This is a genomic window from Variovorax boronicumulans NBRC 103145 (assembly GCF_001591345.1).
In the GTDB taxonomy this organism is placed as follows: domain Bacteria; phylum Pseudomonadota; class Gammaproteobacteria; order Burkholderiales; family Burkholderiaceae_C; genus Variovorax; species Variovorax boronicumulans.
This window is the reverse complement of record NZ_BCUS01000171.1, coordinates 1-10,110: the sequence shown is the minus strand read 5'-3', so window position 1 is coordinate 10,110 and position 10,110 is coordinate 1. Positions and strand designations below refer to the sequence as shown.

The 10,110-nt window shown below is 67.8% G+C and carries 7 protein-coding genes; 3 read left to right on the top strand and 4 right to left on the bottom strand.

The genetic code is table 11. From position 1 onward, the window contains the following. The 4 genes from VBO01S_RS29230 to VBO01S_RS29215 form a co-directional block, all read right to left on the bottom strand. A partial coding sequence (locus VBO01S_RS29230) for an FGGY family carbohydrate kinase (protein WP_255221235.1) occupies positions 1 to 616 on the bottom strand: 616 nt, incomplete at its 3' end. Positions 617 to 686: 70 nt separating this feature from the next. Beyond that, on the bottom strand, positions 687 to 1,868 hold the full coding sequence (locus tag VBO01S_RS29225) for a nucleoside hydrolase (RefSeq protein ID WP_062482113.1): 1,182 nt from the start codon (positions 1,866 to 1,868) through the stop codon (positions 687 to 689). Positions 1,869 to 2,056: 188 nt separating this feature from the next. Beyond that, entirely contained in the window at positions 2,057 to 3,688 is a 1,632-nt protein-coding gene (locus tag VBO01S_RS29220; RefSeq protein ID WP_062482110.1) for a S41 family peptidase, read from the bottom strand. 79 nt (positions 3,689 to 3,767) lie between these two features. After that, a complete protein-coding gene (locus VBO01S_RS29215; RefSeq protein WP_062482108.1) occupies positions 3,768 to 6,092 on the bottom strand; it encodes an ATP-binding protein in 2,325 nt (774 codons plus the stop codon). A gap of 116 nt (positions 6,093 to 6,208) precedes the next feature. Between VBO01S_RS29215 and VBO01S_RS29210 the strand changes: the two genes are divergently transcribed. The 3 genes from VBO01S_RS29210 (at position 6,209) to VBO01S_RS29205 (ending at position 9,687) form a co-directional block, all read left to right on the top strand. Then, the gene (locus tag VBO01S_RS29210) at positions 6,209 to 7,408 is read left to right on the top strand and encodes a threonine ammonia-lyase (protein ID WP_169805105.1); all 1,200 of its coding nucleotides are present in this window, start codon (positions 6,209 to 6,211) and stop codon (positions 7,406 to 7,408) included. A gap of 121 nt (positions 7,409 to 7,529) precedes the next feature. Further along, positions 7,530 to 7,682, top strand: coding sequence for a hypothetical protein (locus tag VBO01S_RS32860; protein ID WP_169805104.1), 153 nt, complete (start codon positions 7,530 to 7,532; stop codon positions 7,680 to 7,682). 151 nt (positions 7,683 to 7,833) lie between these two features. Beyond that, positions 7,834 to 9,687: a phosphoenolpyruvate carboxykinase (GTP) gene (locus VBO01S_RS29205; RefSeq protein WP_062482103.1), complete on the top strand. Its 1,854-nt coding sequence runs from the start codon at positions 7,834 to 7,836 to the stop codon at positions 9,685 to 9,687. Positions 9,688 to 10,110: the final 423 nt, after the last annotated feature.

The window sequence follows — 10,110 nt, the reverse complement described above, 5'->3', positions numbered from 1 at the left end:
CGACCACGCGCGGCAGCCAGGCGGGACCGACCCCGCAGGCGGCGAGCGCCTGCGGCGACCAGCGGCGCTGCGCCTGGTCGAACAGCCAGGTGCCGGCCGCGTCGGTGACGTCGGTCACCTTCTCGCCCGACAGCTGCAGGCGCACGTAGTCCTTGGTCAGCAGCAGCGAGCGGGCGCGCGCCACGGCCTCGGGCTCGTGGGTGCGCAGCCAACGCAGCTTGGGGCCGGTGAAGCCCGCCATCGGCTGCACGCCGACGGCGCGGCGCAGGGCGAGGTCGGTCTGCATGAGCTCGGCGGCCTCGGCGGCGGCCCGGCCGTCGTTCCAAAGGATCGCGGGACGCACCGGGCGGTCGGCCGCGTCGAGCAGCACCAGCGAATGCATCTGGCCCGACAGGCCGATGCCTTGCACGCCGGCCATGGCCGTTGGGTGCGTGCGCGCCAGTTCGTCGAGGCCGTCCGAGACGGCGGCCCACCACTGGTCGGGGTCGTGCTCGCACCACAGCGGCTGCGGGTACTGCGAAGTGAGCGGCCGATCGACCGTGGCGACGACATGCAGCTGCATGTCGGTCAGGACGATCTTGACCGCGGAGGTTCCGATATCGATGCCGATCAGCATGCGTGTGTTCCCTGTTCGAGGGCCGAAGTATCGGCGCTCCGGCCCCGCGCGCCGGCTGACGGCAGGTGGTTTACGAGCCGGTCGCCGGCAGCGAGATCGGCACCGGCCGCGTGAGCAGGTCGATGTAGAGCTCGAAGAAGCGCGCGTTGTCGAACTTCTTCACCACCGTCATCTTCTGCAGCGGCACGCCCGCGGGCGGCATGGTGTAGCCGATGGAGCGGCCGTTGTCGGCGGCGCCGGGCTTGGCGACCACGTCGACATAGCGCTCGACGGTCTGCGTGGCGTAGCGCGGATCGATGAGGTAGGCCAGCACCAGCGTGTCCCAGATGTTCTGCGTGTAGTTCGGGTTGTTCTCGAAGCCGTTGGTGCCGCTGAAGCCGTAGCCGTTGAGCTTGCGGAACACCTCGGTCACGGCCGTGGGCTTGGCCGGGTGCGCGATGCGGTCGTAGACGGGCTTGGTGAGGAACACGGTGTCGGTCACGTCCAGCGGTACCACCACCTGCGGGATCGGCAGGCGCACCACGAACTGCGCGGCCTCGGGGTCGAACCACCAGTTGAACTCGGCGAAATGGGTGGTGTTGCCGGCCACGTCGACGGCGCCGCCCATGTAGATGATCTTCTTGATCAGCGGCACGATGTCGGGGCTCTTCTTCACGGCCAGCGCGATGTTGGTGAGCGGGCCGATGGCCAGGATGGTGATCTCGTTGGGGTTGGCCTTGACGGTGTCGATGATGAAGTCGACCGCGCTCTTGCGCTGCACCACGGTGCGCGTGGCGAAGCCGTCGGGCGAGGGCTTGAGGTCGGCGTCGGTCTTGGGCTCGGGGCCGCTCCAGGCGCCCAGGTAGCCGTCGCCGCCCGCGCCGGCCTTCATCTCGGCCTCGATGGTCGCGTAGTCGTGGTTGATGGCGTAGTTCTCGCCCACGTAGACGCCGATGCGCTGGCCCACGCCCAGGCGCTCGACCGACATCAGCGCGTCGGCCACGCCCTGCTTGAGCCACTGGTTGCCCGAGACGACGCTGATGCCCATCACCTGCACCTTGCCCTCGGCCTGCAGTTGCGCGGCCATGACGCCGAGCTGGCCGTCGTCGCTCATGGTGTTGTAGTCGCTGTCGATGATGACTTTTTGCGCCACCGGCGGCGCGGCGAACCCGGGTGCCAGGCCGATGCCGTCATTGCCGCCCCCGCCACCGCCGCATGCCGTGAGCACGGCCACGACGACGAGCCAGAAGGTCGTCACTGTCCATTTGCGCATCTGCTTCTCCTAAGTGTTTGGTTTCCAGCCCGGTTTCCAGAGGGGCGCCAGGGAGTGAAAACGTTTGCGCAAAGCTTTGCGCAAACGTTTGCCAAACTCTAAGTGGCAGGCCGCAGGCGTGGCAATGGGGTGCGGCTAGGGGTTTTCCGCGAGGCCGGGGCCGGCCTCGCGCGGGGGTCAGGCCGGCATCAGCCCGGGCTGGGCAAGGGGTCGATCAGCCGGTTCTCGCGCAGCGGCGAGCGGGGGCGCAGGAAGGGTTCGTCTTCTTCCGCCGGCGCGGCGGCCTTCTCCAGGCCCGGGGTGTCCGCGGCCTTGGCGGATGCCGTGGCCGCGGTGCACGAACCGGTGTCACGCAGCCGCAGCGCCGCGGCCAGCCGACCTTCGGCGGCGTCGCCCAGGGGGTGGTCGAAGTCGTCGGCCACGGCGCAGCTGGCATTGGGTGCAAAGCCGTCGCCGTAGTCGCCGAAACCAGCCTGGTTGACGCCCTTGAAGTTGACCGCGAAGTAGGTGGTGCCGCAGTTGTCCTGCGGAACGAACCCGTAGGGCTTGCCGCAGGTGGTGGCGCCTACGAGGTTGACCGTGACGCCCACGCCGCGCAGGCTGTTGATGACCGACTCGCTGGCCGAGCAGGTGCTGCGGCCCGTCAGCAGCGTGACGCGCGACAGGCCCAGCGTGGGCAGGGGCTGGCCGGCGCGGGTGGTCGTGAAGAAGGGCGTGAGGTTGTCCGCGAGCGTGGTGCGGTACGGGTTCTTGTCGTTGAAGGTCAGCAACTCGAAGGTCTTGCCGTTCGTCGGGCCCGGCCCGGCCACCATGTAGGCCAGCTGGCTCGCGATGCGCAACTGGCCACCGCCGTTGTAGCGCATGTCGATCACGAGGTCCTGGACGCCGCCGTCCTGCTTGAGCGTGTTCATGGCCGTGACGAGCTGCCCCTCGGCGGTCGAGATGTGGTCGTTGAACAGCAGGTAGCCCACGCGGTTGCCGGCCGGCCCGATGGTGCGGGTGTACAGCACCGGCGTGCTCGTGATGCGCTGGGCCGTGAGCTCGATCGGACTGCCGCGCGTGCCGCTCACCTCGAAGGTGAAGGTGTGCTTCTCGCCGAGGTTCTGCGGCGAGATCGCGCGGTTGATGATGTCGACATTGGCCTGCCCGGTGCTGGCCACCACGTCGACGCCGTCGACCGCGACCAGCTTGGCCCCGCGCGCCAGGCCGGCCGCCGCCGCCGGCGAACCCGGCTCGACGAAGGCGAGGCGGATGTTGCGCGGCGGCGAGCTGCGCACCGCCGCCGTGTCCATGCCGTAGCCGACCGACACGCCGCCCTCCGACTCCAGGCGGTACGCCTCGGTGTCGAGGTAGAAGTGAAAGCGGTCCTTGAGCTGGCCCGAGGGCGTGGTGGCCTGCGTCTTGAGCACGCTGAACCAGGTCAACGGCGTGGCGTAGTCCGAGGCCTTGAGGGTCGTGGGCACCTCGTTGTACCAAAGGTAGGTTTCGTCGATCCAGCCGCGCACCCAGCTCTTCTCGTTGTCGACGGTGCCGGCGGTGTCGGGGTACGCGCGGCCGGTCGCGGGGTTGGTGCCCCGGCGCGGCGCGACGCACTGGCCGGCGACGGTCGAGGACGCGACGATGCCGCCCTCGCCCCCGTTGCCCCCGCCTCCCGGCGCGGGCGTCGGCAGCACGCCGATCGGGAAGCCACCGCCGCCACCTCCTCCCCCGCCGCCTCCGCCACACCCCGCCAGCAGGCCGGCCAGGGCGAGCGCCACCGCACCGGTGGCGGTGGCCAGGGCCCGCGAGCGCCGCGACGCGTGTGCATTGCGAAAGGCCATCGGGGTCCTCCTGGCGTCCGCGGTGGCGGACAGTGCTGACTGGTTTTTGTTCGGGGCGCGGGGGCGGGACGCGCGCCCGCTACTGAATGAAGCCCATGCCGCGCGATTCGCGCACCTCGGGCTTGATGCGATGCTCGGCTTCGAGCTGTTCGAGAAACTCCGCCGCCGAGAACTCGGCCGCGAGGATGTCGGTCTGCCGCTTCACGGCCGCGAAGTCGCCCGGGCACAGCTGCGACAGCAGCGCCAGGCGCGCGCGCACCTCGCCGGTGAGCAGGGCCGCGTCGCCCGCGAGCGCCTCGGTGACGAACATGCGCTCGCGCTGCGCCGCGGTGAGCGGCATGAACTTGATCTTGAAGGTGAAGCGCCGCAACGCCGCCTGGTCGAGCCGGTCGAGCAGGTTGGTGGTGCACACGAACACGCCGCGAAAGCGCTCCATGCCCTGGAGCATCTCGTTGACCTCGGTGACCTCGTAGGTGCGCTGCGCGCCGCGCCGGTCCTGCAGGAACGAATCGGCCTCGTCCAGCAGCAGCACGGCCTTCTCGGACTCGGCCTCCTTGAACATGGCGGCCATGTTCTGCTCGGTCTCGCCGACGTACTTGCTCATGAGGTCGCTGGCCTGCTTGACGATGAGCGGACGGCCCACGGCCTTGGCGATGTGCTCGGCCAGCGCGGTCTTGCCGGTGCCGGGCGCGCCGTAGAAGCACAGCGTGCCGTGGCCGCGCGCCTTCAGCGCCTCGACGATGCGCGGGATCTCGAAACGGGTTTCGACATGGAGCATGTCCAGGTCGTAGGTGGTGACGCTGCGACGCTCGGCCGGGCTCTTGTCGAGCGTGCCCAGCGCGAGGTCGGCGTTGCGCAGCTGGCGTTCGATGAGGGCCTCGACCGAAGCCTCGTCGGTCTTGGCCAGGCCGGCGAAGCGCACGGCGGTGCGGATCTGCGCGGGCGTGAGGCCCTTGCGCTCGGCCAGCTTGGCGGTGAAAGCCTCGGACACGACCACGCCTTCGAGCGTCTTCTTGACGAGCTGCTCCCGCGCGCCGGGCGGCGGCGACTTGAGCTCCAAGTGGTAGGCGAAGCGGCGGCGGAAGGCCGGGTCGATCTGCTCGATGCGGTTGGTGACCCACAGCGTGGGCACGGGGTTGGCCTCGAGGATCTGGTTGACCCAGGCCTTGCCGCTCACGCTGCCGCTGGCGGGCGCGGGAATCTGCTCGGCGCGCGCCATGAACTGCGCGGCCTCGGTGCTGATGGGCGGGAACACGTCCTCGACCTCGTCGAACAGCAATGCCGCCTGCGCGCTGCCCTTGAGGAACACCTGCGCGATCTGCAGCGAGCGGTAGCGGTCGCGACCGCTGAGCGAATTGCCGTCGCGGTCGGCGTACTCGACCTCGAAGAGCTCCAGGCCCGCGGCCTGCGCGACCACCTTGGCCAGCTCGGTCTTGCCGGTGCCGGGCGGGCCGTAGAGCAGCACGTTGACGCCGGGCTCCTTGCGCGCGACGGCCGCGCGCAGCAGCGTGACGAGCATCTGCGCGTCTTCCTGCACGAAGGAGAAGTCGTGCGGCGTGAGCGCGCTCTTGGCCGAGGGCCGCGTGAACACGGCCATCAACTCGTTGTGGTCGCGGTACTCGCGCATGAGCACGGGCGGCAGCTTCTCGCTGACCTTCATGAGGTCGGCGAGGTCGGTGATGTTGTGCTCGGAGATGAGGTTCTCGACGAGGCCGATGCGCTCCAGCCGCGAGCCCGCGCGCAGCGCCTCGCCCACTTCGCTCGCGTTGACGCCTGCGATGTCGGCGATGGCGGCGTAGGCCTCGGGCGCGTTGTTGACCTTGAACTCGACCAGCAGCGAGCGCAGGTCGCGCTGGTAGCGCGCGAGCGTGCCGTACAGCAGCAGCGCGCGCTCGGCCTTGTTGAGCTGCAAAAGGCCGGCGAGCGCGTCGATGTTCTTCTCGACCAGCGTGGACTGCTTGCGCAACGCGTGCGTGAGCCAGTCGCGCGTGACGGCCAGCACCGAGAGCAGGTCTTTGGGCTGGTCTTTCGCGTACTCGTCGAGGTAGAAGAACAGCGTGCCTTCCTCATACGGGCCGCGCCACACACCATGGCGTTCGAGCAGCGTGCGGCCGTCGAAATCTTCGACGCCTTTCCACGCTTCGTTGCCCGCACAGCGGCGGCCCAGGAACTCGCGCAATCGCTGCAGCACCGCGGCGGGCCACACGAGGTGGCGGCCGGTGAGCGAGAGCAATCCGTTGATATCGCGCCGCACATTGAAGCGCGGCCCCTGCTTGGCGGCGAGCGTGAGCACGAAGTGCGAGCACATGAGCTCGAGCACCGGTGCTTCCTTGAGGCCGGGCGAAGGCAAGGCCTGCCCGCGCACCGCAGCAGCCACCACATCGACACCCGCACGCTTGACCATCAGGCAACCTCCTGCGAGGAAATACTTGGAGCGACCATAACGCAGACTTTTGGCTTCGGGAAGACGCCGAAAGAGTAAAAACCCTGATCCGCTGGATTCCAGCCACAATGCGCGCCATGGTCGGAATCGAAGCTATCCGTCGCGCCGCGGCGCGCCTGCAGGGCCAGGTGCTCAACACGCCCTGCGTGGAGTCGCGCACGCTCTCTGAAATCGTGGGTGCGCAGGTGTTCCTCAAGTTCGAGAACCTGCAGTTCACGTCCTCCTTCAAGGAGCGCGGGGCGTGCAACAAGCTGGTCGATCTGTCCGAAGGCGGCACGCGCGGCGTGATCGCCATGTCGGCCGGCAACCATGCGCAGGGTGTGGCTTATCACGCGCAGCGGCTGGGCCTGCGCGCACTCATCGTGATGCCGCGCTTCACGCCCGGCGTGAAGATCGAGCGCACGCGCGGCTTCGGCGCCGAGGTGGTGCTGCACGGCGACACGCTCGACGCGGCGCGCGCTCACGCGCTGGCGCTGGCCGAGCGCGAAGGCCTGACCTTCGTGCATCCCTACGACGACGAAGCCATCATTGCCGGCCAGGGCACGATCGCGCTCGAGATGCTCGATGCGGTGCCCGACCTCGACACGCTGGTGGTGGCGGTCGGCGGCGGCGGGCTCATCGCCGGCATGGCCGTCGCGGCGCGCGAGATCAAGCCCGGCATCGAGATCGTCGGCGTGCAGACGCAGCGCTTTCCGGCGATGGTGAATGCCGTCAAGGGCACGCACCACGCGCAAGGCACGAGCACGATCGCCGAAGGCATCGCGGTCGGCACGCCCGGCGTGCTGACGCGGGAGATCATCGCCGCCAAGGTCGACGACCTGCTGCTGGTGGACGAAGGCGACATCGAGCAGGGCGTGCTGATGCTGCTCGAGATCGAAAAGACCCTGGTCGAAGGCGCGGGCGCGGCCGGCCTGGCGGCGCTGATCCGGCATCCGGAACGCTTTCGCGGCAAGCGCGTGGGGCTGGTGCTGTCGGGCGGCAACATCGATCCGCTGCTGCTCGCGGCCATCATCGAGCGTGGCATGGTGCGCGCCGGGCGGCTCGCCCGGGTGCGCGTCAGCGCGCGCGACGTGCCGGGTTCGCTGGCCCAGATCACGGCCACTGTGGCCGAAGCGGGCGCTAACGTCGACGAGGTGCACCACCAACGCGCCTTCACCATGCTGGCGGCGCAGAATGTCGACGTCGAGCTGGTGCTGCAAACGCGCGGCCGGGCCCACCTGGCGAGCGTCTTGAGCGCCCTGAAAGACGCTGGTTTCGAAGCGGTGGAGCAGCACTGAGGGCTCCTCGCAACCCCCTAGACCCGCCGACGGCGCCTCGCCGGTAAAATGGCGGGAGTTTTGTCATTTGCGGTTGACTGCATTTGATGCGTTGTCATTTGCGTATTCGAGGTATTTCCCGATGTCCCATCCCACCCCCGCCGAGCACGGCCACGCTGCCGCCGCCGAACATGACGCCGTCGAATCGGTCGTTCACCTGATGCCGCTCGTGCTCCCGCTGGCTGGCGGCGTGCTGATGCTGCTGCTGGCGTCGATCGCCGTTTTTCTCGCCTGAACTGACAGGCTTTCGCGCTTTTGTCCGCGGGCTGTGCGGCCCGCGTTGACGCAATCTCCCGAAGCGAAACGTTTTCTCAAACGGACCTCCGTGCCTGGTCAGGCGCGGCGCCCCGTTCGGAAAGACGATTTTTCAACTTAGGAGATTTCCGATGAACGCACCCACGATGAAGGGCCTTCCCATTCAGGCGCCCTCATACGTCAAGAACGCCAAGCTGATCGCCTGGGTGGCCGAGATGGCCGCGCTGTGCAAACCCGACGCCATCCACTGGTGCGACGGCAGCAAGGAAGAATACGACCGCCTCTGCCAGCAACTGGTCGACGCCGGTACCTTCAAGAAACTGAACCCCGCCAAGCGCCCGGGCTCGTTCCTCGCGATGTCCGATCCGAGCGACGTGGCACGCGTCGAAGACCGCACCTTCATCTGCTCCGCCCAGAAGGAAAACGCCGGCCCCACCAACAACTGGATGGCCCCGGCCGAGATGCGCGCGACGCTGCAGCCCCTGTTCGACGGCTGCATGAAGGGCCGCACCATGTACGTGGTGCCGTTCAGCATGGGCCCGCTGGGCTCGCCCATTGCACACATCGGCATCGAGCTGTCCGACAGCCCCTACGTGGCCGTCAACATGCGCATCATGACCCGCATGGGCAAGGCCGTGTACGAAGTGCTGGGCACCGATGGCGAGTTCGTGCCGTGCGTCCACACCGTGGGCGCACCGCTCGAGGCCGGCCAGAAGGACGTGACCTGGCCCTGCAACAAGACCAAGTACATCGTTCACTACCCCGAGACGCGCGAGATCTGGAGCTACGGCTCGGGCTACGGCGGCAACGCGCTGCTGGGCAAGAAGTGCTTCGCGCTGCGCATTGCCTCGAACATGGGCCGCGACGAAGGCTGGCTGGCCGAGCACATGCTGATCCTCGGCGTGACCAGCCCCGAGGGCAAGAAGCACCACGTGGCCGCCGCCTTCCCGAGCGCCTGCGGCAAGACCAACTTCGCCATGCTGATCCCGCCGGCGGGCTTCGACGGCTGGAAGGTCACGACCATCGGCGACGACATCGCCTGGATCAAGCCTCAGGCCGACGGCACGCTGCGCGCCATCAACCCGGAAGCCGGCTACTTCGGCGTGGCCCCGGGCACCAACGACCTGACCAACCCGAACTGCATGGCCAGCCTGCACCGCGACGTGATCTTCACGAACGTGGCACTGACCGGCGACGGCGACGTCTGGTGGGAAGGCATGGGCGATGCGCCCGCACATTGCATCGACTGGCAGGGCAAGGACTGGACGCCGCAGATCGCCAAGGAAACCGGCGCCAAGGCCGCCCACCCGAACGCGCGTTTCACCGTCGCCGCCACCAACAACCCCGCGCTCGACGAAGCCTGGGACGATCCGAAGGGCGTGAAGATCGACGCCTTCATCTTTGGCGGGCGCCGCTCGACAACCGTGCCGCTGGTCACCGAAGCCCGCAATTGGGTCGAAGGCGTCTACATGGCCGCGACGATGGGCTCAGAAACCACCGCTGCAGCCGCCGGCCAGCAGGGCGTGGTGCGCCGCGACCCGTTCGCCATGCTGCCGTTCATGGGCTACAACATGAGCGACTACTTCCAGCACTGGCTCGACCTGGGCAAGAAGCTGCAAGCCTCGGGCGCCCAGCTGCCGAAGATCTACACGACCAACTGGTTCCGCAAGGGCGCGGACGGCAAGTTCGTCTGGCCAGGCTACGGCGAGAACATGCGCGTGCTGAAGTGGATGATCGACCGCGTGGAAGGCAAGGCGACCGAAGGTGTCGAGCACATCACCGGCGTGAGCCCGCGTTATGAAGACCTGAACTGGACTGGGCTGGATTTCAGCGCCGAGCAGTTCGCTACCGTCACGAGCATCGACAAGGCGGCCTGGCAGGCTGAGCTGAAGCTGCACACGGAGCTGTTCCAGCAGTTGGCGCACCATCTGCCGAAGGAACTGCCGGAGACGAAGGCTGCGATTGAGCAGCGGCTGGCGGCCTGAGTAAGCTCTTCTCGCAGGTGTATAGGACCTGCGAAGTGCGGGCCTTGAAAGCCCAATAGAAAGCCCGATGAGTTCATCTCATCGGGCTTTCTTGTTTTAGGCGGTGCTCAATTGGCGCCTCAGCAGGTGACTCCCGGGCATGGACGCGTCTTCGCAGATGTCGAGCGCGCGTTGCATACGGGGCGCAAGCGTTTAGCTGGCTTGCAGCGCGATCCTGAGAAGCACGCGCGTCATGCGATGAAGGTGCTGATGAAGTTCAAGCTTCTGGAATTGCATGCGGTGTCGCACGCTGAGTGGAGCGAGTGGCTTGCTGGAACGCCCTATTTCGAGCGGATCCGGGCCAGATTCTTTGCCGGTGAGACGCTGGTGGCTCTGACGTCGGACCTGCTTGCAGAGCTGGTTGCGGTCGGCGCAGCACAATCC

Excerpts from the sequence above, each read along its gene's own strand:
- VBO01S_RS29225 (WP_062482113.1), bottom strand. The coding sequence starts at position 1,868 with ATGCGCAAATGGACAGTGACGACCTTCTGGCTCGTCGTCGTGGCCGTG.
- VBO01S_RS29220 (WP_062482110.1), bottom strand. The coding sequence starts at position 3,688 with ATGGCCTTTCGCAATGCACACGCGTCGCGGCGCTCGCGGGCCCTGGCC.
- VBO01S_RS29215 (WP_062482108.1), bottom strand. The coding sequence starts at position 6,092 with ATGGTCAAGCGTGCGGGTGTCGATGTGGTGGCTGCTGCGGTGCGCGGG.
- VBO01S_RS29210 (WP_169805105.1), top strand. The coding sequence starts at position 6,209 with ATGGTCGGAATCGAAGCTATCCGTCGCGCCGCGGCGCGCCTGCAGGGC.
- VBO01S_RS32860 (WP_169805104.1), top strand. The coding sequence starts at position 7,530 with ATGTCCCATCCCACCCCCGCCGAGCACGGCCACGCTGCCGCCGCCGAA.
- VBO01S_RS29205 (WP_062482103.1), top strand. The coding sequence starts at position 7,834 with ATGAACGCACCCACGATGAAGGGCCTTCCCATTCAGGCGCCCTCATAC.